The following is a 25207-nucleotide window of genomic DNA, read 5'->3' as shown; positions in this document are numbered from 1 at the left end:
TTCCAGGCTCCCGGCCGTCCGTGTCCGTTTCGTCGTCGGCGGTGAGGAAGTCGCCGTACATCGAAAGATGCAGTTCGGGACCCTTCCCGGGGATCAGGCGGGCGGCGCCCCGGCCGTGTTGGATGGAGTCATGGCCCCGCGACTCCCCCGCCCGCACCGCGACGACGTGCGCATCGCGCTCGCCGGACTGCTCGGCGGGCTGCTGTTCTGGGGCGTCGGTCTCGGCACCCGGCCGGCCGGTGAGCCGATGGTGCTCTGGGACGGGCGCTGGCCGGTGCTGCTGCCGCTCTTCGTGACCGCCGGTTGCGAGCTGCTCCGGCGGACCCGCCCGCGCACGGGTCTGCTGATCGGCACGGCCGCGCTGGCTCTGGACACCGTCACCCAGGGCAGCCTGGTCACCCTCGTGATGTTCACCGACCTCGTGTACGCGGCCGTGCTGTACGGGCCGCCCGGCACCGCACGCCGTGTCCCCCGGATCACCGGGCTGCTCTCGGTGGCCGGCACGGTCGTGCCCTTCGCCATCTGGCGGGAGCCGCAGGCGCTGCTCATCGGTGTGGTCATCGGCGTCGTCGGATTCACGCCCGCCGCCACCGGTCTGATCGTCCGCAACCACCGTGACGCCGCCGAGTCCGCCCGGCTGCGCGCCGAACAGACCGCGCTGCTCGCCGAGTTCGACCGCACCCAGGCGGTCGTCTCCGAACGGGCCCGGATGGCACGGGAGTTGCACGACATGGTCGCCAACCACCTCTCCGCCATCGCGATCCACTCCACGGCCGCGCTCTCCATCGACGACCCGGACACCTCGAAGCAGGCCCTCGGTGTCATCCGCGAGAACAGCGTGGCGGGACTGGCCGAGATGCGCCGACTGATCGGCATCCTGCGCGACAGCGGCGGCGACCTGGAACCGGCGGCGGCCCCGACCCTGGACGGCCTCGGCTCACTGGTCGACGGCGCCCGCACCAACGGCCTCAACGTCACCCTCGACACCGGCACCGGAGACTTCGACACCGACCTCGGCACCCTGCCCGCGCCGGTCGAGCTGGCCGCGTACCGCATCGTCCAGGAGTCCCTGACCAACGCCCTCAAGCACGCCTCCCCCGGCCGGGTCACGGTGGCGCTCACCCGGCGGGACTGCTCGCTGTGCATCGCCGTGACCAGCCCGTACGGCGATCACGACAGCCCGCGCGCCCCTGGCTCCGGCGCCGGTCTGGTCGGGATGCGGGAGCGGGTCGCGCTGCTGGGCGGCACCTTCGCGGCGGGAGCGGACGGCGCCCACTGGGCCGTACGCGCCACGCTGCCCCTCACCGAAGCCGAAGGAGAAGACCTATGACGGAATCAGGACGGGCAGACCGGCCGATCCGGGTGCTCGTCGCCGAGGACCAGTCGGCCGTACGGGCCGGGCTCGTCCTCATCCTGGGCAGTGCGCCCGGCATCGAGGTCGCCGGGGAGGCGGCGGACGGGGAGCAGGCGGTCGCGCTGGCCCGTGAACTGCGGCCGGATCTGGTGCTGATGGACATTCAGATGCCGCGCCTGGACGGGGTGTCGGCGACCCGGCAGGTGGTCGCGGAGGGCCTCGCCGACGTTCTCGTCCTGACCACCTTCGATCTCGACGAGTACGTCTTCGGGGCGCTGCGCGCGGGCGCCTCCGGCTTCCTGCTGAAGAACACGGAGGCGCGGGATCTGATCGACGCGGTACGGACAGTGGCGCGAGGGGAAGGGCTGATCGCCCCGGCGGTCACCCGGCGGCTCATCGCCGAGTTCGCGTCCGGGTCGGCACGGGAGCCGAAGGCCGATCCGGCTGTCCTGGACGCCCTCACCCGTCGGGAGCGCGAGGTGCTGTCGTGTCTCGGCGAGGGGCTGTCCAACGCGGACATCGCGACCCGTCTCGACATGGCCGAGGCGACGGTGAAGACGCACGTCAGCCGGTTGCTGGGCAAGCTGGAGCTGCGCAGTCGGGTCCAAGCGGCGGTACTGGCACAGGAGTTGGGGGTTTAGGCGACTCGGGCGAGCCTTGGCCGAAGTGGTCCAGACCTATTGACCCGTGGTCCAGACCTTCCTATTCTCGCGGCACCGTGGGTGTGAGGCTCAGTCACGCCCCCATGACTCCCCCAAGGAGGCGCGTCATGCGCTTCAGACACCGGCTCACCGCAGGCCTGACCACCCTGCTGCTCCCCCTCGCCGCCATGGTCGGCCTCGCGAGCCCGGCCGAGGCAGCCACCTCGGCCACCGCCACCTACGCCAAGACCCAGGACTGGGGCACCGGCTTCGAGGGCAAGTGGACGGTCACCAACACCGGTACCACGACGATCAGTTCATGGACGGTCGAGTGGGACTTCCCCTCCGGTACGTCCGTCACCTCGGCCTGGGACGCGGACGTCACCTCGTCCGGCACCCACTGGACCGCCAAGAACAAGTCCTGGAACGGCACTTTGGCCCCCGGCGCCGCCGTCTCCTTCGGCTTCAACGGCGCCGGCTCCGGCTCCCCCACCAACTGCAAGCTGAACAGCGGCAGTTGTGACGGCGGCACGGTCCCCGGCGACAACGCCCCCTCCGCGCCCGGCACTCCGACCGCCTCCGGCATCACCAACACGTCGGCGACGCTCAGTTGGAGCGCGGCCACCGACGACAAAGGCATCAAGAACTACGACGTGCTGCGCGGCGGCACCAAGGTCGCGACGGTGACGACCACCTCGTACACGGACACGGGTCTGACCGCCGGTACGGACTACTCGTACACGGTCCAGGCCCGGGACACCGCCGACCAGTTGGGCCCGGTGAGCGGCGCGGTCGCCGTGCGCACCACCGGCGGCACCAACCCGCCCACCGGGAACAAGGTCAAGCTCGGCTACTTCACCGAGTGGGGCGTCTACGGCCGCAACTACCACGTCAAGAACCTGGTGACCTCGGGCTCGGCGGCGAAGATCACCCACATCAACTACGCGTTCGGCAACGTCAAGGACGGCAAGTGCACCGTCGACGACACCTACGCCGCGTACGACAAGGCGTACACCGCCGACCAGTCGGTGTCCGGCGTGGCCGACACCTGGGACCAGCCGCTGCGCGGCAACTTCAACCAGCTGCGTCAGCTGAAGGCCAAGTACCCGAACATCAAGGTCCTTTACTCCTTCGGCGGCTGGACCTACTCCGGCGGCTTCGCGCAGGCCGCCGCCAACCCGGCCGCGTTCGCCGCCTCCTGCAAGGCGGTTGTCGAGGACTCACGCTGGGCGGACGTCTTCGACGGCATCGACATCGACTGGGAGTACCCGAACGCCTGCGGCCTGACCTGTGACACCTCCGGTGCCGCGGCCTTCAAGAACCTGATGTCGGCGCTGCGCACGGAGTTCGGCTCCAACTACCTGGTCACCGCGGCCATCACGGCCGACGGCTCCTCCGGCGGCAAGCTCGACGCGGCCGACTACGGCGGCGCCTCGGCCTACGCCGACTGGTACAACGTGATGACGTACGACTACTTCGGCGCCTTCGACGCGGACGGCCCGACCGCTCCGCACTCGCCGCTCACCTCGTACTCCGGTATCCCGGTCGCGGGCTTCAACTCGGCCGACGCCATCGCCAAGCTCAAGGCGAAGGGCGTCCCGGCGGCGAAGCTCCTGCTGGGCATCGGCTTCTACGGGCGTGGCTGGACCGGCGTCACCCAGGCGGCCCCGGGCGGCTCGGCGACGGGCGCTGCACCGGGCACGTACGAGGCGGGCATCGAGGACTACAAGGTCCTCAAGAACTCCTGTCCCGCGACCGGCACGATCGCCGGTACGGCGTACGCGTACTGCGGCAACAACTGGTGGTCGTACGACACCCCCGCGACGATCGCCGGGAAGATGACCTGGGCCAAGAACCAGTCCCTGGGCGGCGCCTTCTTCTGGGAGTTCAGCGGCGACACGACCAACGGGGAGTTGGTGAGCGCGATCAACACCGGCCTGAGCTAAAGATCTGATCCAGGGATCAAGCAACATCAAGCAACATTGACGCGCTGACCGGGCGGGGCTGCTTCCAGCCACGCGAGAAACCCGGTCAGCGCGTCGTCGCTCATCGCCAGTTCGAGTCTCGTCCCGCGATGGAGACAGGCCAGCACGACCGCGTCCGAGAGCAGGGCCAGCTCCTCCTCGCCGTCGGGGGCACGACGGCCGGCCACCTCGATCAGCGAGCGTTCCAGAACGCGGCGCGGACGCGGGGAGTACGAGAAGACGCGGTACCACTCGATGCGGTCGCCGTTGTAGCGGGCGACGCCGTAGCCCCAACCCTTGCCGCTGGGGTCGGGTTTCTCCGGTACGTCCCAACGAAGGCTGCAGTCGAACGTACCGCCGGAGCGTTGGATGAGTCGGCGGCGCAGACCGAAGACGAACAGGCCCACCACCACGAGCGCCACTACCAAGCCGCACACAGTCAGAGCGAGGATCATCGACACCGACCTCCTCGTCTCCTAGGTAACGGAAAAGAAAAAACATCCGGATTCGCCTCAGCCGCGGCCAGGGCCGGAGCGAACCGGTCCCAGCCGCGGCTGAGGCAAAGCATCACACTGGTACGCCAGGGTCAGCGCGCCGCCACGGCCCGCAGCCGGACGTCGGCACGCCGCTCGGCGGACGCGTCGCCCTCCGCCTTCGCGCGCTCCAGCTCCCGCTCCACGCGCTGGACGTCGATCTCGTCCGCCAGCTCGGCGATCTCCGCCAGCAGCGACAGCTTGTTGTCGGCGAAGGAGATGAAACCGCCGTGCGCCGCGGCGACGACCGTTCCACCGTCACTCGTACGGATGGTCACCGGGCCCGACTCCAGCACACCGAGCAGCGGCTGGTGACCGGGCATGACGCCGATGTCGCCGGACGTGGTGCGCGCGACGACCAGGGTGGCCTCGCCGGACCAGACCTGACGGTCGGCAGCGACCAGCTCGACGTGCAGCTCAGCAGCCAAGGTTGGCTCCTCGGGTCACCACCCGGCTGTTCTGCCGGGTGTTGGTTACAAGTCTAGTGGGCGTGAGTGAGGGGGCGGGACGCGCCCGCCCCCTCACACGAACTCAGGGAGTTCAGGAGACGCCCAGCTCCTTGGCGTTGGCCTTGAGGTCCTCGATGCCACCGCAGAGGAAGAACGCCTGCTCCGGGAAGTGGTCGTAGTCGCCGTCGATGATCGCGTTGAACGCCACGATCGACTCGTCCAGCGGTACGTCCGACCCGTCGACGCCGGTGAACTGCTTGGCGACGTGGGTGTTCTGGGACAGGAAGCGCTCCACGCGACGGGCGCGGTGGACGACGAGCTTGTCCTCTTCGCCCAGCTCGTCGATACCGAGGATCGCGATGATGTCCTGAAGGTCCTTGTACTTCTGCAGGACCGTCTTGACACGCATGGCCGTGTTGTAGTGGTCCGCCGCGATGTAGCGGGGGTCCAGGATGCGGGACGTGGAGTCCAGCGGGTCCACGGCCGGGTAGATGCCCTTCTCGGAGATCGGACGGGAGAGCACCGTCGTCGCGTCGAGGTGGGCGAAGGTGGTGGCCGGGGCCGGGTCGGTCAGGTCGTCCGCGGGGACGTAGATCGCCTGCATCGAGGTGATCGAGTGACCACGGGTCGAGGTGATGCGCTCCTGGAGGAGACCCATCTCGTCGGCCAGGTTCGGCTGGTAACCCACCGCGGAGGGCATCCGGCCGAGCAGGGTCGAGACCTCGGAACCGGCCTGCGTGAAGCGGAAGATGTTGTCGATGAAGAACAGCACGTCCTGCTTCTGCACATCGCGGAAGTACTCCGCCATGGTCAGACCGGCGAGGGCCACGCGCAGACGGGTGCCCGGGGGCTCGTCCATCTGACCGAAGACCAGCGCGGTCTTGTCGATGACGCCCGAGTCGGCCATCTCCTCGATGAGGTCGTTGCCCTCACGGGTGCGCTCGCCGACACCGGCGAACACGGAGACACCGTCGTGGTTGTTGGCGACGCGGTAGATCATCTCCTGGATGAGCACCGTCTTGCCGACGCCGGCACCGCCGAACAGACCGATCTTTCCACCCTTGACGTACGGGGTGAGAAGGTCGATGACCTTGACGCCGGTCTCGAACATCTCGGTCTTCGACTCGAGCTCGTCGAAGCGCGGGGCCTTGCGGTGGATGGACCAGCGCTCGCCGTCGTACGTCTCGTCCGTGTTCAGCACCTCACCGAGGGTGTTGAACACCTTGCCCTTGGTGAAGTCGCCGACCGGGACGGTGATGCCCGTACCCGTGTCGGTGACCACGGCCTGGCGGACCAGACCGTCGGTGGGCTGCATCGAGATCGTGCGGACCAGGCCGTCACCCAGGTGCTGGGCGACCTCCAGGGTCAGCGTCTTCTTCTCGCCGGCGAGGGCCGGGTCGGCCACCTCGACGTGAAGGGCGTTGTAGATCTCCGGCATGGCGTCGACGGGGAATTCCACGTCGACGACCGGGCCGATGACCCGGGCGACGCGGCCCGTGGCAACGGCCGTCTCAACTGTCGTCGTCATTACCTGTCACTCCCCGCGGTCGCGTCGGCCAGGGCTGCGGAGCCACCGACGATCTCGCTGATTTCCTGGGTGATTTCGGCCTGGCGGGCCGCGTTGGCAAGTCGGGAGAGGCTGGTGATCAGGTCTCCCGCGTTGTCGGTGGCCGACTTCATCGCGCGGCGCGTGGCGGCGTGCTTGGAGGCAGCCGACTGGAGCAGCGCGTTGTAGATACGGCTCTCGACGTACCGCGGCAGCAGGGCGTCCAGGACGTCCTCCGCCGACGGCTCGAAGTCGTACAGCGGAAGGATCTCGCCCTTGCCGGCCGACTCCTGCGCCACCTCGTCGAGGCGGAGCGGCAGCAGGCGGCTGTCGACCGCCGTCTGCGTCATCATCGAGACGAACTCGGTGTAGACGATGTGGAGTTCGTCCACGCCGCCGTCCGCCGTCTCCGTCTCGATGGCCTCGATGAGCGGACCCGCGACCTTCTTGGCGTCCGCGTACGTCGGCTCGTCGGTGAAGCCCGACCACGACTCCACGACCTTGCGCTCGCGGAAGTTGTAGTGGGCCAGACCGCGGCGGCCGACGATGTACGTGTCGACCTCCTTGCCCTCCGCCTCAAGGCGCGCCGTCAGCTGCTCGGCGGCCTTGATCGCGTTGGAGTTGAAGGCGCCGGCCAGTCCGCGGTCGCTCGTGAGGAGCAGCACCGCGGAACGGGTCGCCGTCTCCGCCTCCGTGGTCAGCGGGTGCTTGGTGTTCGAACCGGTACCGACCGCCGTGACCGCGCGTGTCAGCTCGGTCGCGTACGGCGCGGAGGCCGCCACCTTGCGCTGCGCCTTGACGACGCGCGAGGCGGCGATCATCTCCATCGCCTTGGTGATCTTCTTGGTCGCGGTGACGGATCGGATGCGACGCTTGTAGACCCGGAGCTGGGCTCCCATGAGTCAGGTCCCTTCCGTCGTCACTTGGCCGCGGCGGCCGGAGCGTCTTCGCCGAGGAGCTTGCCGTCCGAGGTCTCGAACTGCTTCTTGAACTCCGCGACGGCGTCGCCGATGGCGGTGATGGTGTCGTCCGACATCTTGGCGCCCTCCTTGATGGAGGTCATGAGGCCCTGCTCCTTGCGGTGCAGGTACTCGAGGAGCTCCTTCTCGAAGCGGCGGATGTCGTTGACCGGTACCTCGTCCATCCTGCCGGTGGTGCCGGCCCAGATGGAGACGACCTGGTCCTCGGTGGCCATCGGCTCGTACTGCGGCTGCTTGAGCAGCTCGACGAGGCGCTGACCGCGCTCCAGCTGGGACTTCGACGCGGCGTCCAGGTCGGAACCGAAGGCGGCGAACGCCTCCAGCTCGCGGTACTGGGCGAGGTCGAGACGGAGTCGGCCGGACACCTGGCGCATGGCCTTGTGCTGGGCCGAACCACCGACGCGGGAGACCGAGATACCGACGTTCAGCGCGGGGCGCTGACCGGCGTTGAACAGGTCCGACTCCAGGAAGCACTGGCCGTCGGTGATGGAGATGACGTTGGTCGGGATGAACGCCGAGACGTCGTTGGCCTTCGTCTCGACGATCGGCAGACCGGTCATCGAGCCCGCGCCCAGCTCGTCGGAGAGCTTCGCGCAACGCTCCAGCAGACGGGAGTGCAGGTAGAAGACGTCACCCGGGTAGGCCTCACGGCCCGGCGGGCGGCGCAGCAGGAGGGACACGGCGCGGTAGGCGTCGGCCTGCTTCGAGAGGTCGTCGAAGATGATGAGGACGTGCTTGCCCTCGTACATCCACTGCTGGCCGATGGCCGAACCGGTGTACGGCGCGAGGTACTTGAAGCCGGCCGGGTCGGACGCCGGGGCGGCGACGATGGTCGTGTACTCCAGCGCGCCGGCCTCTTCGAGGGCGCCACGCACGGAGGCGATGGTCGAGCCCTTCTGGCCGATGGCGACGTAGACGCAGCGGACCTGCTTCTTCGGGTCGCCCGAGCGCCAGTTGTCACGCTGGTTGATGATCGTGTCGACGGCCAGGGCGGTCTTGCCGGTCTGGCGGTCACCGATGACCAGCTGACGCTGGCCACGGCCGATCGGGGTCATCGCGTCGACGGCCTTGTAGCCCGTCTCCATCGGCTCGTGCACCGACTTGCGCGCCATGACGCCCGGAGCCTGCAGCTCCAGGGCGCGACGACCGCTGGTCTCGATCTCGCCGAGGCCGTCGATCGGGTTGCCGAGCGGGTCGACGACGCGGCCGAGGTAGCCCTCGCCGACGGCCACCGACAGAACCTCGCCGGTACGGGTGACCGGCTGGCCCTCCTCGACGCCGCTGAACTCGCCGAGGATGACGGTACCGATCTCGCGCTCTTCGAGGTTGAGCGCGAGACCGAGGGTGCCGTCCTCGAACTTCAGCAGTTCGTTGGCCATGGCCGAGGGGAGGCCCTCGACCTTCGCGATGCCGTCGCCGGCAAGGGTGACCGTACCGACCTCCTCGCGCGAGGCCGCGTCCGGCTTGTACGACTGGACAAAGTTCTCCAGCGCGTCCCGGATCTCCTCCGGCCGGATCGTGAGCTCCGCCATCTGGGTTCCCTGCTCTCCTTGTTGGGCCCGAAGTTTCACTTGGGGGGATGGGGACTCCCCCCAGTAAGAGGTGAATCCTCTGCACGGCCCAACCAGGGCCGTAGTCAAGTACGTACTACGAGTATTGAGTTGCTGCGTGCTGCGTGACCGCCGGCGAGCTAGCCCGCCATGCGGCGGCCGGCGTCCTCGATGCGGTCCGCGATGCTGCCGTTGATGACCTCGTCGCCGACCAGCACCCGGATCCCGCCGAGGACCTCGGGGTCCACGTCGAGGTTGAGGTGCATCTGGCGGCCGTAGAGCTTCGCGAGGGCGGCGCCGAGGCGCTGCTTCTGCGGGTCGCTCAGCGGGACCGCCGAGGTGACGACGGCGACCATGCGGTCCCGGCGGTCGGCGGCGAGCTTGGACAGGGACTCGAGTCCCGCTTCCAGGCTACGTCCCCGCGGCGCGGTCACAAGGCGCGTCACCAGACGCTCGGTCGTGGCCTCGGCCCTGCCGCCGAGCAGGCTGCGCAGCAGCTCGCCCTTGGCGCCGGTGGTCGCGGCACGGTCGGTCAGCGCGGCGCGCAGCTCGGTGTTCGAAGAGACGATCCGGCCGAACCGGAACAGCTCGTCCTCGACGTTGTCGAGCGTGCCCGCCTGCTGGGCGGCCGTGAGGTCGGCGATGTCCGCCAGCTCCTCCAGCGCGTCCACCAGGTCGCGCGAACGCGACCAGCGGGAGCGCACCATGCCGGCCAGCAGGTCGGTGGTGGGCCCGCCGACCTGGCTGCCGAAGAGGCGCTGGGCCAGTTCGGCCTTGGACTCTCCGGACTGCGACGGGTCGGTGAGGACCCGACGCAGCGACACCTCGCGGTGCAGCACCGCGGTGACCGCGGCCAGCTCCTCGGACAGCTTCTTCGCGTCGGCGGACGTCGAGTCCGTCAGCGCGTCGAGACGTTCACGTGCGGCGGCGGCAGCCTCGCGACTGGCTCCGTGCACGCTCATCGAGTCGCCTCGGCCTTCTCCTCGAGGTCATCGAGGAAACGGTCGATCACACGGCTCTGCCGGGCGTGGTCCTCCAGGGACTCACCGACGAGCTTGCCGGCCAGTTCGGTGGCGAGCTTGCCGACGTCCTGGCGGAGCGCGGACGAGGCGGCCTTGCGGTCGGCGTCGAGCTGGGAGTGACCGGCGGCGACGATCTCCTCGCGCTGCCGCTGGCCTTCCGCGCGCATCTCGGCGATGAGCGTGGCACCCTGCTCCTGCGCCTCCTGGCGCAGCCGCGCGGCCTCGTGCCGGGCCTCGGCGAGCTGAGCCTTGTACTGCTCAAGAACGCTCTGGGCCTCGACCTTCATGGCGTCGGCCTCTTCGATGCCGCCTTCGATCGCCGCGCGACGCTCCTCCAGAACCTTGTTGATGTTCGGAAGCAGCTTCTTCCAGAAGAAGAAGAACACGATGGCGAAGGCGATGGTGCCGACGAGCAGCTCGGGGCCGGGCGGGAGGAGCGGGTTCTGCTCCTCCTCGGCGGCGAACCGCACCAGGTTGTCGATCACATCAGTGCCTTTCGTCGATACGTGTGGGTAAGGGGTGATTACTTACCGAACACGAACGGCATGACGATGCCGATGAGGGCGAGCGCCTCACAGAAGGCGAAGCCGAGGATCTGGTTGGCGCGGATCAGGCCGGCAGCTTCGGGCTGACGGGCAAGCGCCTGGGTGCCGTTGCCGAAGATGATGCCGACGCCGACGCCGGGGCCGATGGCGGCGAGGCCGTAGCCGATGGAACCGAGCGAACCGGAGACAGCGGCAAGGGTCTCAGTGGCAGCCATGCTGAATCTTCCTTCTGTTTCATGTGACCGGCGGGGGTTGGCCACCGGACGCTTGGGGCTTGCGGGAGGTGTGCTCAGTGGTGCTCGGCGAGAGCACCCTGAATGTACGAGCAGGCGAGGAGCACGAAGACGTATGCCTGGACCGCCTGCACGAAAAGCTCGAAGAGGATCATGACGATGGTCATCACGAAGGAGATACCGGCCGCCGGGACCATCGCGCCGTTCAGCAGGTACCAGGAGGCGACCGTGAACATCACCAGCATCAAGTGGCCGGCGAACATGTTGGCGAACAGTCGGACCGCGTGCGTGAACGGCCTGACCAGCAGGTTCGAGAAGAACTCGATGACCATCACGAGCGGCAGCACCGGGCCGAGCGACTTGTCGTAGCCGGTGACGTTCTTGAAGAAGCCGACGAAGCCGTGCTTCTTGAAGGTCAGCGACACCCAGAGCACGTAGACGATGGCGGCCAGCACCATCGGGAACGCGATGATCGACGACACCGGGAACTGTGCCAGCGGGATCACGGACCAGATGTTCATGATCCAGATGAAGAAGAACAGCGAGACCATCAGGGGGACGTACTTCTCGCCCTCCTTCTTGCCGAGGGTCTCGTAGACGATGCCGCGGCGTACGAAGTCGTATCCCGCCTCGCCGATCATCTGGAGCTTGCCCGGCACCACCTTCGCCTTGCCGAAGGCAAGCGTGAAGAAGGTGACGACCAGAAGCGTGGTGACGAGCGCGAGCAGCATCACCTTGTTGAACTCGAACCCGCCGACCTCGGCGATCGGCTGGAAGAGGAATGAGTGCAGGCCCGGAGCCGGAAAACCACACCCGTTGTCGGACATGATCCGACAGCTCCAGTCAAAGGCGAGCTGGGTCTGGTCAGCACTCACCACGGGCTCCTTCGGCGTGACGCATGGGTACGGCAACCTCGTTGTGTCGGCGCGGCACGCAGCCGCGGGTCGGCACTGGACTGGTGAAACGGATGTGGGGGCGGCTTTCGGGCATCAAGCCTCGCGATTGAGCAGGCGTCAGCTCAGATGCCCGCGCCCGCGATGCCGCAGTTGGCACCGGACGATAGCAGGAGAACCCGACTGCCTTTATCCCGGCCCTACCCCTCACGACGTCGACCCGGACTTCTCGGACTTTTCAGTCTTCGCCGAGTCCGGATCGATGTAGAAGATCTTGGCCTTCATGTGCGCACGGGCCTGCGCCGCCATCCACACGACGGTCGACACGACCAGGGCGACCGCGAAGGCCTTCGGATTGAAGGCGTCGGTGTCCTGGAACAGGCCCACGAAGATCAGCAACAGCAGCAACTGGGCGACGTAGAGCATCAGCCCCATGGCCTGGAACAGGTGCGGGAGCGTTTTTGCCGTCCACTGCAACACGTAGAGCCCGATACCCATGAAGAGAATCGCGATGACCGTGCCGACCGCAGCGCCGATGGCCCCCTTGCCACCGGCGACCCCGGCGCTGACGGCGATGACGATCGCGCCGACAGCCGCTGTGGGGACAGCGGTGTGCAGAAGGTTCCGGGCGTCATTGGACGGCATGGCGGCAACTCCGCTTTCGCAGGGGGCGTGGGGTGTCGTCATGGACGAGCGTAGTCCTGGACGGAGAGTGGATACCTCACACCAATGGACCGTCGCACCACGGTCCTTCGGCTCTGTCCTGGGTTCTCGTGAACCGTATCACAAACTATTTGATGAGGTCTTTACCTGGATGGTGTGCTCGGTGTCACACATGAGAGTGAACCCGCGCGTCTGTGCAGAATCGGCGCCCACTTGTCTGGTATTGGGGCACTTTGGCCGCGCGGGCTCAAGCAAAGTGTTAGTCAGATTCTTACCTTGCGTCAGCGTGACGACCCGGCCTTACGCCGGTCCAGGAGCCGCGAACGGGGACCGATCGCCGTCGCTCCGTTGACTCCGGAGACACCGGCCCGCACGGGTGCGTGGTGTTGTTCCGCGGGTACGGAGGGCGTGGACGCGGCGGGTGCCATGGCCTCGGCCGCCGGCCCCTCCGCCCCCCGGCCGCGCCGGTAGCGCGGCGGCACGAAGCCCTCGGCCCAGCGCGGGGTACGCGGGGTGAAGCGCGGCAGCAGCAGGAGTACGAGCCCGATCGCGCTCAGTGCCACCACACTGAGGACGATCCACATGGACGCGTTGTTGACCGAGTAGGACAGAGCGCCGAAGCCGATGAGCGCCGACCAGAAGTACATGATCAGGACGGCCCTGCTGTGCGAGTGGCCGACCTCCAGGAGCCGGTGGTGCAGATGCCCCCGGTCGGCCGCGAACGGCGACTGGCCGCGCCAGGTGCGCCGCACGATGGCCAGCACCAGGTCGGCGGCCGGGATCGCGATGATGGTGAGCGGCATCAGCAGCGGGATGTAGACCGGCACCATCTGGTGCACGGTCTCGCGCTCGGACCCGGAGAACAGGTTCATCGCGTCGGGGTCCATCTGCCCCGTGATGGAGATCGCTCCGGCGGCCAGCACAAGCCCGATGAGCATCGACCCGGAGTCGCCCATGAAGATCCGCGCGGGGTGCATGTTGTGCGGCAGGAAACCGAGGCACATGCCCATGAGGATCACCGCGAACAGGGTGGCCGGGGCGGCGGCCTCGATGCCGTACGAGACCCAGATCCGGTAGGCGTAGAGGAAGAACGCGGCCGACGCGATGCACACCATGCCGGCCGCGAGGCCGTCCAGGCCGTCGACGAAGTTGACCGCGTTGATGGTGATGACGACGAGCGCGACCGTCAGCAGGGTGCCCTGCCACTGGGTCAGCGCGACGTTGCCGACGCCCGGGATCGGCAGCCACAGGATCGTCAGACCCTGCATGACCATCACACCGGCGGCGATCATCTGCCCGCCGAGCTTGATCAGGGCGTCGATCTCGAACTTGTCGTCGAGCACCCCGATCAGCCAGATGAGGGCGGCACCGGAGAGCAGTGCCCTCGGCTCGTTCGACGTCTCGAAGACCTCGTGGAGGTTGGTGAGGTGGTCGGCGACCAGCAGTCCGGCGCACAGCCCGAAGAACATCGCGATCCCGCCGAGCCGCGGAGTGGGTTCCCGGTGCACGTCACGGGCCCTGATCTCCGGCATCGCTCCGGCCACGATCGCGAACTTCCGTACCGGCCCTGTCAGCAGATACGTCACCGCGGCCGTGATGCAGAGCGTCAGCAGGTATTCACGCACGGGCTTCCCCACAGGTCTCGCTGGCCATCCAGGCCCCACACCCTAGCGAGGGACGCTTAAGGTTGGGGACTTCCGGGTAGCGACGATGGTTGCACGCGGGCCTGTGCACAGGTTGACGATTACCCCTCACGGCCCGGGATACGGCGGAAATCTACCGGCCAGCTCCCGCACCTCTTCACGCGCCCCACCACTCTCCACAGCCCCGCGCAGCACACCCGCGACCAGCACCGCGACCCGCGCCATCTCGGCTTCTCCCATCCCCTGCGTGGTCAGCGCGGCCGTCCCGAGCCGTAGTCCGCGGGCCTCCCCGTGGGGCAACGCACAGCAGTCGAGAACCACTCCCGCGGCGGAAAGCAGCCCCCGCGCGGTACGTCCGTCCACGCCGAGCGGCGCCGGATCGACGGTGATGAGATGCGTATCGGTACCGCCCGTGGTGACGACGAACCCCTCGGCGGCGAGCCCCGACGCCAGCACGCGCGCGTTGGCGACCACCTGATGGGCGTACGCCGTGAAGGCCGGGGTCGCCGCCTCGCCGAAGGCGACGGCCTTGGCGGCGATCGTGTGCATCTGCGCGCCCCCCTGCGTGAACGGGAAAACGGCCCGGTCGACCCGTTCCGCCAGCTCGGCGCCGCACAGCAGCATCCCGCCGCGCGGCCCGCGCAGCACCTTGTGGGTGGTCGCGCAGACGACATCGGCGTACGGCACGGGACTGGGCGCCGCTCCCCCGGCGACGAGGCCGATGGGGTGGGCCGCGTCGGCGATCAGGTACGCGCCCACCTCGTCGGCGATCTCGCGGAAGAGGGCGTAGTCGATGTGCCGGGGGTAGGCGATGGACCCGCAGACGACGGCCTTGGGGCGATGTGCACGGGCGAGGGTCCCCACCTGCTCGTAGTCGATGAGCCCGCTCTCCGCGTCCACCCCGTAGGGGACGAAGTCGAACCAGCGCCCGGAGAAGTTGGCGGGCGACCCGTGGGTGAGGTGGCCGCCGTACTGCAGCCCGAGGGCGAGAACGGTGTCACCGGGGCGCAGGAGGGCGGCGTAGGCGGCCAGTACGGCCGAAGACCCGGAGTGGGACTGGACGTTGGCGTGTTCGGCGCCGAACAGGGCCCTGGCCCGTTCCACGGCGACGCGCTCGGCGACGTCGACGATCTCGCAGCCGCCGTGGTGCCGGGCACCGGGATATCCCTCGGCGTACTTGTTGGCGAGCGGCGAGCCGAGCGCGGCCAGCACGGCGGGCGAGGTGAAGTTCTCGGCGGCGATCAACTGAAGCGTGGTCGCCTGCCGCTGGGCTTCCCCGAGCAGCACTTCGGCAAGCTCGGGGTCCTGCCGACGCAGAACATCAACATCGCTCTCAAGGGCATGTACGACCGACATGACGGACTCCGGACGTCGACGGTGACGTATGCCCAGGGTAGGCCGCAGCGCCCCGAATGGGCGCGTCAGCGCCCTAAAGGGGCGCGGGGAACTGCGCGACCGGCCACAACGGGCCGGCAGCCGCAAGCCGACACCAAGTGGCAGGACCGAGGGCGCTCAGGCCTTCGCAGGCACCCCGGTCAACGCCGTCACCACCGGATCCAGCGCCTGCTGTATCTCGTCCCCGATCGACCGGAAGAAGGTCAGAGGGGCCCCGTACGGGTCGTACACCTCGTCCGCCTCCGCCGTGGGCGCGAGGAGCCACCCGCGTAGAGCCGCCGCCGCACGGACCAGCGCGCGGGCACGCTGGATCATGCCGTCGTCCAGCGGCGGCAGCGTCGCCGGGTCGATCGCCTTCACCAGGCGGGTGAACTCCTTCAACGTGAACGTGCGCAGCCCCGCCGAGTGCCCCATCGAGATGACCTGCGCGCGATGGTCCCGCGTCGCCGTCAGCACCAGGTCCGCCCGGATCACATGCTCGTCGAGCAGCTCACGCCCCGTGAACCCGGAGGGATCCGCGCCGAACTCCGCGAGGACCGCCTCCGCGTTGGCCTCCATGGGCGCGCCCTCGTGGCCCCACGTACCGGCGCTCTCCACGATGAGGCCGCCCCACAGCGGGTCGCCGAGCCGGTCCGCCAGGGCATGCCTGGTCAGCCGCTCGGTGATCGGTGAGCGGCATACGTTGCCGGTGCTGACATAAAGGATGCGGAAGGCGTCCCGCGAGGCCCCGTCCCAGTGCTGAGTCCCCGTGACCCCCGTACGCGTGCCTATGCCACGCCCCGCGTCAGGGGCTGTCAATTCGCCACCTCGAGGTCGGGGACCACCTTGCGCAGCTCGTCGGCCGACAGCGCGCCCGCACGCAGCAGGACCGGCACCTTGCCCGTGACGTCGACGATCGACGACGGGACGATTCCGGGCGTGGGACCGCCGTCCAGGTAGACGGAGACGGAGTCGCCGAGCATCTCCTGGGCGGCGTCACAGTCCTCGGGGGACGGGTGGCCCGTCAGGTTGGCGGAGGAGACCGCCATGGGGCCGACCTCGGTCAGCAGCTCGATGGCGACCGGGTGCAGCGGCATGCGTACGGCGACCGTGCCACGGGTGTCCCCGAGGTCCCACTGGAGGGACGGCTGGTGCTTGGCGACGAGCGTGAGGGCGCCCGGCCAGAAGGCGTCGACGAGTTCCCAGGCCATCTCGGAGAAGTCCGTGACCAGGCCGTGCAGGGTGTTCGGGGAGCCGATCAGAACAGGCGTGGGCATGCCACGACCACGGCCCTTCGCCTCCAGCAGGTCGTTGACGGCCTCGGAGGAGAACGCGTCGGCACCGATGCCGTAGACCGTGTCGGTCGGGAGAACCACCAGCTCGCCGCGGCGGACGGCGGACGCGGCCTCGCGCAGACCGGTCGTGCGGTCGGTCGCGTCGTTGGTGTCGTATCGCCGAGCCATTTAGCGGGCCTCCTCGTACACGTACTGCTGGGGGTAGAAAGTCTGGGTGACGCTCACGGCATGGCCCTGCGGGCGGTCGCGAAGCGGGGGCGGTTGTTGAGGTCCGGGTGGTCGGCCGCGTCGGCCCAGCCCCGTTCCTCGGTGAAGATCCACGGCACCTGGCCGCCCTGGGTGTCCGCGTGCTCGACGACGACGACGCCGCCGGGACGCAGCAGACGGTGGGCGGTGCGTTCCAGACCCCGGATGAGGTCGAGGCCGTCCTCGCCCGAGAACAGGGCGAGTTCGGGATCGTGGTCCCGGGCCTCCGGGGCGACGTACTCCCACTCGGTGAGCGGGATGTAGGGCGGGTTGGAGATGACCAGGTCGACCTGGCCGTCGAGGTCCTGGAAGGCGTCCAGGGCGTTGCCCTGCCGCAGGTCGACCCTGGACCCCTCCATGTTCTTGCGGGTCCACGCCAGGGCGTCCTCGGACAGCTCCACGGCGTGCACGCGGGAGCGCGGGACCTCCTGGGCGAGGGCGAGCGCGATGGCGCCGGAGCCGGTGCACAGGTCGACGATCAGCGGCTCGACGACGTCCATCGCGCGGACGGCGTCTATGGCCCAGCCGACGACCGACTCGGTCTCGGGGCGCGGCACGAACACGCCTGGCCCGACCTGGAGTTCCAGGTACCGGAAGAAGGCCCGCCCGGTGATGTGCTGGAGCGGCTCACGGGCCTCGCGGCGGGCGATGACCTCCCAGTAGCGGGCGTCGAAGTCGGTGTCCTTGACGGTGTGCAGCGTGCCCCGCTTCACGCCGTGCACGAACGCGGCGAGTTCCTCCGCGTCGTTGCGCGGCGAGGGCACACCCGCGTCGGCCAGCCGCTGGGTGGCCTGGGCCACCTCCGCGAGCAGCACGCTGCGGGGGCTCGGGGGCCGTCCCCCAATGTTCTGCTGCACGCTGGTCCTCCGGTACTTGTCACTCGTACGGGGCTCGTACGGGGCTTACGCTGCCGCCAGCTTCGCGGCGGAGTCCGCGTCGACACAGGCCTGGATGACGGCGTCGAGGTCGCCGTCGAGGACCTGGTCGAGGTTGTAGGCCTTGAAGCCGACGCGGTGGTCCGAGAGTCGGTTCTCCGGGAAGTTGTACGTACGGATCTTCTCGGAGCGGTCGACGGTGCGGACCTGGCTGCGGCGGGCGTCGGCGGCCTCCTTCTCCGCTTCCTCCACGGCTGCCGCGAGGAGCCTGGAGCGCAGGATACGCATCGCCTGCTCCTTGTTCTGCAGCTGGCTCTTCTCGTTCTGGCAGGAAGCGACGACTCCGGTGGGAATGTGCGTGATGCGCACGGCTGAGTCGGTCGTGTTGACGGACTGCCCGCCAGGGCCGGAGGAGCGGTACACGTCGATGCGGAGGTCGTTCGGGTTGATCTCGACGTCGACCTCCTCCGCTTCCGGGGTCACGAGGACACCGGCGGCGGAGGTGTGGATCCGGCCCTGCGACTCGGTCGCGGGCACGCGCTGTACGCGGTGCACTCCGCCCTCGTACTTCAGGCGGGCCCAGACGCCCTGGCCGGGCTCGGTGGCGCCCTGGCCGCCCTTGGTCTTCACGGCGACCTGGACGTCCTTGTAGCCGCCCAGCTCGGACTCGGTGGCGTCGATGATCTCGGTCTTCCAGCCGACGCGCTCGGCGTACCGCAGATACATCCGCAGGAGGTCGCCGGCGAACAGGGCGGACTCGTCGCCGCCCGCGCCCGCCTTGACCTCCAGGATCACGTCCTTGTCGTCGTTGGGGTCCCGGGGAACGAGCAGCAGGCGCAGCTTCTCGGTGAGGTCCTCGCGCTGCTTCTCCAGTTCCTTGACCTCGGCGGCGAAGTCGGGGTCGTCGACGGCGAACTCCTTCGCCGTGCCGATGTCGTCCCCGGTCTGCTTCCAGGAGCGGTAGGTCGCGACGATCGGGGTCAGCTCGGCGTAGCGCTTGTTGAGCTTGCGCGCGTTGGCCTGGTCGGCGTGGACCGACGGGTCGGCGAGCTTCTTCTCCAGGTCGGCGTGCTCGGTGAGCAGTTCCTCGACGGCCTCGAACATGGGGGCTCCTGAAAACGTGTGGTGCGTGGGGGAAGGCGGGCGACCAAAAACGCCGGTCCAGGTACGCCCCGCAGGGCGACCGTGGACCGGCGCTGGTGCCTCGCTACTTCTTGGAGCCGGCAGTGGCCTTGCCGAAGCGGGCCTCGAAGCGGGCCACACGGCCACCGGTGTCGAGGATCTTCTGCTTGCCCGTGTAGAACGGGTGGCACTCGGAGCAGACCTCGGCGCGGATGTTGCCGCTCGTGATCGTGCTGCGGGTGGTGAACGACGCGCCACAGGTGCAGCTGACCTGGGTCTCGACGTACTCGGGGTGGACTTCGCGCTTCAAGGGGTTCTCCTAGATTCGGGAGGGCGCCGGGTCGCCTCCGCGGGATGCGGGTGCGTGAACCGGGGCCGACGTACCAGTCTGCCAGGACTGGGCGCATCCCCCAAAACCGGGGGTTGCGCTTGTCTATTCCCTGCGGGTGCATCGTGGCTTGTCGCGCAGTTCCCCGCGCCCCTGAAGGCAGGGGCTTCGCCCACTGCCTTCATCAGCTCACCACTCCCGCCGCGTCTCCCTTTGCCGTGTCCTTTGTTGCTGCTGCCGGGATGGGTTTGTCGGCCTTCAGGGCGTTCCAGACCAAGCGGGCCTTGGTGTCGTCCACGATCACCCTGTTGGGGTTGGCCGGGTCGTACTCCACCGGCATGGTGATCATGGTCATGTTGCTGGAGCCGAGGTTCTTCAGGCCCGTCGCGAAGGACGTCAGGGAGCGGACCGAGCCCAGGTCGGAGTCCGTGGTGATCGCCTTGGTGGCCGTGTCCGCCAGGTCGAAGAGCTTCTTGGGGTTCGTCAGGACCCCTACGTCCTTGATCTGGTCGACCAGGGCCTTGATGAACGCCTGCTGGAGCTGGATGCGGCCCAGGTCGGAGCCGTCGCCGACGCCGTGGCGGGTGCGGACCAGGCCGAGGGCCTGCTTGCCGTTCAGCCTGTGCGTGCCGGCCTTCAGGTTCAGGTGGCTGTCCGAGTCCTTGATGTCCTTCGTCGTGGTGATCTCCACGCCACCCAGCTCGTCGACGAGCTTCTGGAAGCCGGTGAAGTCGACCTCGATGTAGTGGTCCATCCGGATCCCGGTGAGCGACTCGACGGTCTTCACCGCGCAGGCGGCGCCCCCCGTGGAGTACGCGGAGTTGAACATCACGCCCTTCGCCGCGTCGTGCGTGACGCCCTTGGCGTCGGTGCACGCGGGCCGGTCGACGAGGGTGTCCCGGGGGATGGAGACGACACTGGCCTTCTTGTGACCCTCGTACACATGGACGATCATCGCGGTGTCCGAGCGGGCGCTGCCGTCGTCCGTACCACCGCCGAGCTTCCTGTTGGCGCCGGAGCGGGTGTCGGAGCCCAGGACCAGGATGTCCTCGGAGCCGTTGTCGACGTTGGTCGGGCGGTCGGTGCCCAGGACCTGGTTGATGTCGACGCTCTTGATGTTGCCGTTGAGCTTGAAGTACACGTACCCGAGTCCGGTGCCGCCGAGCACGACGATGATCGCGGCGATCCAGGCAGTGACGAGGAGCGCCTTGGAGTGCTTGCCGCGAGGCCTGCGGCGGCTGCGCCTCTTCGCAGGATCAGCGGGATCAAGCGGATCGCTCTCGGCGGACATGTGTTCCCCTCGGTCTCGTCCGGTCGGTTACCCCCTGCTTTCAGGGCCAGTCCTGGTTCCGTCGTACCGGTCAGTCAGACGGTCATTACGGAAAAAGGGTTGCACAACGAACTGTGCCCTTCGCGTGGTGCGAAGGGCACAGTTCGTGACCGAACGGACGGGATGTTCGTCGGAAAGGCTCAGAGGACCCCGTTCACCTGCGGGTTCAGCTGATGATGTCCCACTGCTTGTAGTCGGTGCCGACGGACTTCGGTGTGCCGAAGATCGCACTCGTGCCCTGGCCGGTGCCCGGGTACAGGTACATCACTCCGGTGGGCGTACGGGCCAGGAAGTCGGCCTTTCCGTCGCCGGTCACGTCACCGGGGGTGACCAGGGTGTTGAAGCCACTCCAGCTGCGCACCTTGACCCGGGGCACGAAGGCCTGGGAGCCGGCCTTGCCGTTGCCCTTGAGGAGGTAGCCGACTCCGCCGGACTTGGTGCGGGCCAGCAGGTCGGCCTTGCCGTCACCGGTGAAGTCGCCGTGGCCGACGATGGTGCTGTACTGGTTCCAGCCCGTGGAGACCTTGGACGGCGACCCGAAGGTGCCGTTGCCGTTGCCCGGGTAGATCCACAGGGCGCCCGCGGAGTCGACCGAGAGGACGTCGGGCTTGTAGTCGCCGGTGACGTCGCCCGGGGTGATGATCCGGGTGCGGGACTTCCAGTTGGCGAAGATCTTCGTCGTGGCCCAGGACTCGGAGTCGGGCACGTAGTGCATCCAGTAGACGGCGCCGGTGGAGCTGTCGCGGACCACCAGGTCCTGGTAGTCGTCCCGGTTCAGGTCGGTCTGGAGGACGACGTTGACGCCGTCCCAGTTGCCCCAGACCACGCTCGGGCCGAAGCTCGTACCCTTGGAGTCCTTCTCGTAGCCCACCTTGGTGGAGGCTCGGCGCAGCCACAGGTCGGCCATCTGGTCACCGCTGAGGTTCGCGTCCTCGACCCGCGGGTACACGGCGCCGACGTACGAGGTGACCTTCGAGAAGACGCTGTAGGCGCCCTTCTCGACACAGTCCGTGACACCCCACGACACCACGCCCACGACCTTGCCGGCGACCACGAGCGGTCCTCCGGAGTCGCCGTTGCAGGCGGTGGTGGTGCCGGTGTCGCTGCCGGTGGCGGGCGTGCCCGCGCAGACCATGTGGCCCGCGACGAAGTCGGTGCCGTAGGCGCCCTTGCAGGTGGCGTCGGACTGGATGGGCAGCGTGGCCGTCTTCAGCGTCTGCGAGATGTCCTGGGTGGTGGAGGTGGTGCGTCCCCAGCCGTAGACCTTGGCGTTCGTGAGCGCCTTGTAGGAGACGGTGTCACCCGACGTCGTCATCCGGATCGGGGTGGCCTTGACGGGGTACGCCAGCGTCAGGACGGCGACGTCGTTGTCGAACGTCACCGAGCTGTACGACGGGTTGTTCCACTGGCGCCAGACGGCCGAGACCGTCCCGTTCGTGTTCCCGTCGCCGTCGGGAAGCGTCGCGGTGCCGGTGACGACGGCGCCGTTGGCCTTCCAGTTGTAGCCCTTGACGCAGTGCGCGGCGGTGAGGATCTTGGTGGGCGCGATGACGGCGCCGCCACAGAAGAAGTCGACGTCGTCGCCGGTCGCGTCCGGCGTGCCCTTGTCGTCGTAGTACCAGAGCTGGGCCATGTACGGCGCCGCCGAGATGGTGGTCGTCGAACCACCGATGATCTTCGCGTCCTTGGTGCCACCGACGGAGCCGGCGGTGAGCGCTGTCTTCTTGGACGCCAGAGTGCCGTCGCCGGTGGCCGCGCCCGCGACGCGCTCCTTCAGCTCGGCCGTGCCGGCCACCGCGCTGCGGCTCAGGTCGGCGGTGGGCTGCGGCAGGGCGGTGGCGGCGTTCGCGGACGACATCATCAGCGCGCCCGTGACCGCGGCGGCGAGGCCGGCGGCGACGAGCGGAACGGCGATCCGCACACGACGTCTGTGGCGGCCCTCACCGGACAGAGATATACCCACTCAAGTCCCCCCTAGGGATCGTCTGTTCGTTCGGGCACCCCACAAGAACCGGCCCGGAGAGCGCGATCGTACACCTGTCCCAAACACCACAAAGGGCCACCCCTGGAACAGAAGGTGACCCTTTGTGGACTGCTTGCCGACCGTTTACCGGCCGCCAGCCGTTCCGTTTACCGACCGTCAGTCGTTGCCGTTGCCCGGCGTCGTCTTCTGGATCTGGAGCAGGAACTCGGCGTTCGACTTCGTCTGCTTCATCTTGTCGAGGAGCAGTTCGATCGCCTGCTGCTGGTCGAGCGCGTGCAGCACCCGGCGCAGCTTCCAGACGACACCCAGTTCCTCGCCCGACAGCAGGATCTCTTCCTTACGGGTACCGGACGCGTCGACGTCCACCGCCGGGAAGATGCGCTTGTCGGCGAGCTTCCGGTCCAGCTTCAGCTCGGCGTTGCCGGTGCCCTTGAACTCCTCGAAGATGACCTCGTCCATGCGGGACCCGGTGTCCACCAGCGCGGTGGCGAGGATGGTCAGCGAGCCGCCGTCCTCGATGTTGCGGGCCGCACCGAAGAAGCGCTTCGGCGGGTACAGGGCGGTCGAGTCGACACCACCGGACAGGATGCGGCCGGAGGCCGGGGCGGCGAGGTTGTACGCACGGCCCAGACGCGTGATCGAGTCGAGCAGCACGACGACGTCGTGACCCAGCTCCACCAGACGCTTGGCGCGCTCGATGGCCAGCTCGGCGACCGTGGTGTGGTCCTCGGCCGGGCGGTCGAAGGTCGAGGAGATGACCTCGCCCTTCACCGACCGCTGCATGTCGGTGACCTCTTCCGGACGCTCGTCGACTAGGACGACCATCAGGTGGCACTCGGGGTTGTTGTGCGTGATCGCGTTGGCGATCGCCTGCATGATCATGGTCTTGCCGGTCTTCGGCGGGGCCACGATCAGACCGCGCTGGCCCTTACCGATCGGCGCGACGAGGTCGATGATGCGGGTGGTGAGGATGCCCGGGTCCGTCTCCAGACGGAGGCGGTCCTGCGGGTAGAGCGGGGTCAGCTTGTTGAACTCCGGGCGGCCACGGCCGTGTTCGGGCGCCATGCCGTTGACGGAGTCGAGGCGGACGAGCGCGTTGAACTTCTCGCGGCGCTCCCCTTCCTTCGGCTGACGGACCGCGCCGGTGACGTGGTCGCCCTTGCGCAGACCGTTCTTGCGGACCTGGGCGAGGGACACGTACACGTCGTTCGGACCCGGCAGGTAGCCCGACGTACGGATGAAGGCGTAGTTGTCGAGGATGTCCAGGATGCCCGCGACGGGGATCAGGACGTCGTCGTCGGCGACCTGCGGCTCGTTCGGGCCGAACTCCTCGCGCCCGCGCCGGCCCCGGCGGTCCCGGTAACGGCCACGGCGTCCACGGCGTCCGCCGTCGAAGTCGTCGTCGTCCTGGGGACCGTTGTCGCGCGGACCGCTGTCGCGCTGGTCCCGCTGCTGGCGGTCCTGGCGCTCGGCACGGTCCTGGCGGCCCTGACGGCCGTCGCCCTGCTGGCCGCCCTGGCCCTGCTGGGTGGAGCGCTGCTGGGTGCCGCCCTGCTGCTCGTCGCCCTTGTTGCCCCGGCGGTCGCGGTCCCGGCCGCGGTCACCGCGGTCCCGGCGGTCGCGGCGGCCCTGGCGGCCGTCGCCGTCACCGGCGTCGGCCTGCGGCTGCGCGGCCGGCGTCTCGGCCTTGGGCTCGCTCTTCACCTCGGCGGCAACCGTCTCGGGGCTGCCGGCCTCGGCCGTGGCGCGGCGCCGGCCACGCCCGGCCGGGGCGTCGTCGCTGGCGGGCTGACCGGGGATCTCGATCTGCTGCTGGGCCACGGCCTTCTCGGCGGGCGCCTCGACCTGCACGGCCGCCTTCGTCTCTACGGCGGCGGGCGCGGCGTCCTCGCCCGTACGGGCCTTGGAGGTGGCGCGGCGCTTCGGCTTGGCCTCGGCGGCGTCCCCGGCGGGGGAGGCGGCCTTGGAGGTCCCGCCTCCGGCCTGCGCCTCCTTGATGACCTCGATCAGCTGGCTCTTGCGCATCCGCGCAGTGCCCTTGATGCCGAGGCCGGATGCGACCTGCTGCAGCTCGGCCAGCACCATGCCGTCGAGGCCGGTACCGCGGCGCCGCCGGGAGCCGGCACCCGTGGCAGGCGCGGAGGCGTCCGTGGAGGGCGCGGCAGCGGTCTCCTCGACACGTGCGCCCATCAGATCGGTGGTGTCGCTCACGAAGGGTCCTTCCCTGGAGCGGACGTCGGCCTGTCTGGCACGGCGACCGGTTGTGCTGTCCGGCTTCGGTCCTTCATGAGTGGACCGTGCCGGGGCGGTGGTCCGCCGAAGCGGCGGAAGAGGTTTCTGGTGATGGCGTTTCCCAAAGCCATGACACTGAGTGTCCGTGTCAGGCGGCTTGGTCACACCGGTTCCGGAGCGTGCCCTGAATGCCGCTCAGCGCCTGCACACGACGAATGGAACGCCGCATGAAACACAGAATGGCTTGGGAGGCTCCCGGAAGAATGTCTGTCCCGGACGGGGACACAAAGCACCTCGCCATGGTGGGGTCGGGTGCAGACTTGAGGTTAACACTACCGGATCCAACAAACATTCCCCCTCTCCAAATCCGGCGACCGTATGTAGTTGAATCTCACAGCGTCGGAG

The 25207-nt window shown here is 68.6% G+C and carries 23 protein-coding genes; 3 read left to right on the top strand and 20 right to left on the bottom strand.

Annotation, left to right across the window (positions count from 1 at the left end; all coding sequences use genetic code 11):
• The first annotated feature begins 130 nt into the window (after positions 1 to 130).
• The 3 genes from ACFYXF_RS08500 to ACFYXF_RS08490 all read left to right on the top strand — a co-directional run bounded on the left by ACFYXF_RS08500 (position 131) and on the right by ACFYXF_RS08490 (position 3941).
• Positions 131 to 1330, top strand: a complete 1200-nt coding sequence (locus ACFYXF_RS08500; protein ID WP_389348796.1) for a sensor histidine kinase — start codon at positions 131 to 133, stop codon at positions 1328 to 1330.
• Complete coding sequence (locus ACFYXF_RS08495) at positions 1327 to 1995, top strand: response regulator (protein WP_389348795.1); 669 nt, start codon at positions 1327 to 1329, stop codon at positions 1993 to 1995. Before ACFYXF_RS08500 ends, ACFYXF_RS08495 begins: the two co-directional genes overlap by 4 nt.
• Before the next feature lie 128 nt (positions 1996 to 2123).
• The gene (locus ACFYXF_RS08490) at positions 2124 to 3941 is read left to right on the top strand and encodes a glycosyl hydrolase family 18 protein (protein ID WP_389348794.1); all 1818 of its coding nucleotides are present in this window, start codon (positions 2124 to 2126) and stop codon (positions 3939 to 3941) included.
• Positions 3942 to 3967: 26 nt separating this feature from the next.
• On the opposite strand, the gene ACFYXF_RS08485 is transcribed toward ACFYXF_RS08490, so the two are convergent.
• The 20 genes from ACFYXF_RS08485 to rho all read right to left on the bottom strand — a co-directional run bounded on the left by ACFYXF_RS08485 (position 3968) and on the right by rho (position 24781).
• Positions 3968 to 4414 (bottom strand): DUF2550 domain-containing protein, encoded by a 447-nt coding sequence (locus ACFYXF_RS08485; RefSeq protein WP_389348793.1) that lies wholly within the window; start codon positions 4412 to 4414, stop codon positions 3968 to 3970.
• Between the two features lie 131 nt (positions 4415 to 4545).
• Positions 4546 to 4920: a F0F1 ATP synthase subunit epsilon gene (locus ACFYXF_RS08480; RefSeq protein ID WP_189149593.1), complete on the bottom strand. Its 375-nt coding sequence runs from the start codon at positions 4918 to 4920 to the stop codon at positions 4546 to 4548.
• A gap of 112 nt (positions 4921 to 5032) precedes the next feature.
• Complete coding sequence (gene atpD / locus ACFYXF_RS08475; RefSeq protein ID WP_389348792.1) at positions 5033 to 6469, bottom strand: F0F1 ATP synthase subunit beta; 1437 nt, start codon at positions 6467 to 6469, stop codon at positions 5033 to 5035.
• Positions 6469 to 7386 carry a F0F1 ATP synthase subunit gamma gene (locus ACFYXF_RS08470; protein WP_389348791.1) on the bottom strand — a complete coding sequence of 306 codons (918 nt, stop codon included), beginning with the start codon at positions 7384 to 7386 and terminating at the stop codon, positions 6469 to 6471. The genes atpD and ACFYXF_RS08470 overlap by 1 nt, the downstream gene beginning before the upstream one ends.
• Before the next feature lie 20 nt (positions 7387 to 7406).
• On the bottom strand, positions 7407 to 8999 hold the full coding sequence (atpA, locus tag ACFYXF_RS08465; RefSeq protein WP_389348790.1) for a F0F1 ATP synthase subunit alpha: 1593 nt from the start codon (positions 8997 to 8999) through the stop codon (positions 7407 to 7409).
• Between the two features lie 158 nt (positions 9000 to 9157).
• On the bottom strand, positions 9158 to 9973 hold the full coding sequence (locus tag ACFYXF_RS08460) for a F0F1 ATP synthase subunit delta (protein ID WP_389349010.1): 816 nt from the start codon (positions 9971 to 9973) through the stop codon (positions 9158 to 9160).
• Between the two features lie 2 nt (positions 9974 to 9975).
• Positions 9976 to 10524 carry a F0F1 ATP synthase subunit B gene (locus ACFYXF_RS08455; protein WP_389348789.1) on the bottom strand — a complete coding sequence of 183 codons (549 nt, stop codon included), beginning with the start codon at positions 10522 to 10524 and terminating at the stop codon, positions 9976 to 9978.
• A gap of 38 nt (positions 10525 to 10562) precedes the next feature.
• Positions 10563 to 10799 (bottom strand): hypothetical protein, encoded by a 237-nt coding sequence (locus tag ACFYXF_RS08450; RefSeq protein WP_015657805.1) that lies wholly within the window; start codon positions 10797 to 10799, stop codon positions 10563 to 10565.
• A gap of 74 nt (positions 10800 to 10873) precedes the next feature.
• Positions 10874 to 11644: a F0F1 ATP synthase subunit A gene (atpB, locus tag ACFYXF_RS08445; RefSeq protein ID WP_389349009.1), complete on the bottom strand. Its 771-nt coding sequence runs from the start codon at positions 11642 to 11644 to the stop codon at positions 10874 to 10876.
• Between the two features lie 273 nt (positions 11645 to 11917).
• A complete protein-coding gene (locus ACFYXF_RS08440; RefSeq protein ID WP_389348788.1) occupies positions 11918 to 12355 on the bottom strand; it encodes a hypothetical protein in 438 nt (145 codons plus the stop codon).
• Positions 12356 to 12654: 299 nt separating this feature from the next.
• Positions 12655 to 13998, bottom strand: a complete 1344-nt coding sequence (locus ACFYXF_RS08435; protein ID WP_389348787.1) for an MraY family glycosyltransferase — start codon at positions 13996 to 13998, stop codon at positions 12655 to 12657.
• A gap of 126 nt (positions 13999 to 14124) precedes the next feature.
• A complete protein-coding gene (gene glyA, locus ACFYXF_RS08430; protein ID WP_389348786.1) occupies positions 14125 to 15372 on the bottom strand; it encodes a serine hydroxymethyltransferase in 1248 nt (415 codons plus the stop codon).
• A gap of 156 nt (positions 15373 to 15528) precedes the next feature.
• A complete protein-coding gene (locus tag ACFYXF_RS08425; RefSeq protein WP_389348785.1) occupies positions 15529 to 16209 on the bottom strand; it encodes a protein-tyrosine-phosphatase in 681 nt (226 codons plus the stop codon).
• On the bottom strand, positions 16206 to 16853 hold the full coding sequence (locus ACFYXF_RS08420; RefSeq protein ID WP_389348784.1) for an L-threonylcarbamoyladenylate synthase: 648 nt from the start codon (positions 16851 to 16853) through the stop codon (positions 16206 to 16208). The genes ACFYXF_RS08425 and ACFYXF_RS08420 overlap by 4 nt, the downstream gene beginning before the upstream one ends.
• 53 nt (positions 16854 to 16906) lie before the next feature.
• Positions 16907 to 17746: a peptide chain release factor N(5)-glutamine methyltransferase gene (gene prmC, locus ACFYXF_RS08415; protein WP_319211918.1), complete on the bottom strand. Its 840-nt coding sequence runs from the start codon at positions 17744 to 17746 to the stop codon at positions 16907 to 16909.
• Positions 17747 to 17833: 87 nt separating this feature from the next.
• A complete protein-coding gene (gene prfA, locus ACFYXF_RS08410) occupies positions 17834 to 18910 on the bottom strand; it encodes a peptide chain release factor 1 (RefSeq protein ID WP_389348783.1) in 1077 nt (358 codons plus the stop codon).
• 103 nt (positions 18911 to 19013) lie between these two features.
• Entirely contained in the window at positions 19014 to 19238 is a 225-nt protein-coding gene (gene rpmE, locus ACFYXF_RS08405; RefSeq protein WP_235474815.1) for a 50S ribosomal protein L31, read from the bottom strand.
• 202 nt (positions 19239 to 19440) lie between these two features.
• Positions 19441 to 20547: an LCP family protein gene (locus tag ACFYXF_RS08400; RefSeq protein ID WP_389348782.1), complete on the bottom strand. Its 1107-nt coding sequence runs from the start codon at positions 20545 to 20547 to the stop codon at positions 19441 to 19443.
• A gap of 205 nt (positions 20548 to 20752) precedes the next feature.
• Complete coding sequence (locus ACFYXF_RS08395) at positions 20753 to 22507, bottom strand: trypsin-like serine protease (RefSeq protein ID WP_389348781.1); 1755 nt, start codon at positions 22505 to 22507, stop codon at positions 20753 to 20755.
• 219 nt (positions 22508 to 22726) lie between these two features.
• Positions 22727 to 24781: a transcription termination factor Rho gene (gene rho / locus ACFYXF_RS08390; protein WP_389348780.1), complete on the bottom strand. Its 2055-nt coding sequence runs from the start codon at positions 24779 to 24781 to the stop codon at positions 22727 to 22729.
• Positions 24782 to 25207: the final 426 nt, after the last annotated feature.

Origin of the sequence: Streptomyces sp. NPDC002680 (assembly GCF_042889145.1) — a bacterium.
Classification (GTDB): Bacteria; Actinomycetota; Actinomycetes; order Streptomycetales; family Streptomycetaceae; genus Streptomyces; species Streptomyces adonidis.
Note: the sequence above shows the minus strand (reverse complement) of the source record. Positions and strands in the feature narration are given on the sequence as shown.

Bases quoted from the DNA above. Each gene is read 5' to 3' on its own strand.
- ACFYXF_RS08450 (WP_015657805.1), bottom strand. From the start codon at position 10,799: ATGGCTGCCACTGAGACCCTTGCCGCTGTCTCCGGTTCGCTCGGTTCC.
- ACFYXF_RS08500 (WP_389348796.1), top strand. From the start codon at position 131: ATGGCCCCGCGACTCCCCCGCCCGCACCGCGACGACGTGCGCATCGCG.
- ACFYXF_RS08495 (WP_389348795.1), top strand. From the start codon at position 1,327: ATGACGGAATCAGGACGGGCAGACCGGCCGATCCGGGTGCTCGTCGCC.
- glyA (WP_389348786.1), bottom strand. From the start codon at position 15,372: ATGTCGGTCGTACATGCCCTTGAGAGCGATGTTGATGTTCTGCGTCGG.
- atpD (WP_389348792.1), bottom strand. From the start codon at position 6,469: ATGACGACGACAGTTGAGACGGCCGTTGCCACGGGCCGCGTCGCCCGG.
- ACFYXF_RS08400 (WP_389348782.1), bottom strand. From the start codon at position 20,547: ATGTCCGCCGAGAGCGATCCGCTTGATCCCGCTGATCCTGCGAAGAGG.
- prfA (WP_389348783.1), bottom strand. From the start codon at position 18,910: ATGTTCGAGGCCGTCGAGGAACTGCTCACCGAGCACGCCGACCTGGAG.
- ACFYXF_RS08485 (WP_389348793.1), bottom strand. From the start codon at position 4,414: ATGATCCTCGCTCTGACTGTGTGCGGCTTGGTAGTGGCGCTCGTGGTG.
- ACFYXF_RS08470 (WP_389348791.1), bottom strand. From the start codon at position 7,386: ATGGGAGCCCAGCTCCGGGTCTACAAGCGTCGCATCCGATCCGTCACC.
- ACFYXF_RS08490 (WP_389348794.1), top strand. From the start codon at position 2,124: ATGCGCTTCAGACACCGGCTCACCGCAGGCCTGACCACCCTGCTGCTC.
- atpB (WP_389349009.1), bottom strand. From the start codon at position 11,644: ATGTCCGACAACGGGTGTGGTTTTCCGGCTCCGGGCCTGCACTCATTC.
- atpA (WP_389348790.1), bottom strand. From the start codon at position 8,999: ATGGCGGAGCTCACGATCCGGCCGGAGGAGATCCGGGACGCGCTGGAG.
- ACFYXF_RS08420 (WP_389348784.1), bottom strand. From the start codon at position 16,853: ATGGCTCGGCGATACGACACCAACGACGCGACCGACCGCACGACCGGT.
- ACFYXF_RS08440 (WP_389348788.1), bottom strand. From the start codon at position 12,355: ATGCCGTCCAATGACGCCCGGAACCTTCTGCACACCGCTGTCCCCACA.